Consider the following 305-nt stretch of genomic DNA (forward strand, 5'->3'; position numbering starts at 1 on the left):
TTTACTACCAAAAGCAGGCCTATGAATTATCAGAATTGGAGCAGATTGAGCGGCTCAATGACCAAACCGAGCTCAGTCTCAAGTCCCTCCTAGATAAGATGCCGGTAGGAGTTGTTCAATTTGCCCCTGACACCAATGAAATTGGCTGGTTCAATCCCTATGCCGAGCTCATTTTTACCAATGACCAAGGGGAGTTTAATGTTGACTTCCTGCGGACAACCATTCAAGAGCAAAAGGCTGGTTCGGCCAACCACCGCATCCAAGTCAACAACCACACCTACGTGGTCAATATTGATCTTTCAGCT

1 protein-coding gene is annotated in these 305 nt (G+C 46.6%); it reads left to right on the plus strand.

Going from position 1 to position 305, the window contains the following annotated elements:
- Nucleotides 1–305, plus strand: a 305-nt coding sequence (locus FH871_RS34385) for a hypothetical protein (protein ID WP_212768310.1), incomplete at both ends; no start/stop codon positions are given.

It is taken from the genome of Larkinella sp. C7, assembly GCF_006149005.1.
GTDB lineage: Bacteria > Bacteroidota > Bacteroidia > Cytophagales > Spirosomataceae > Larkinella.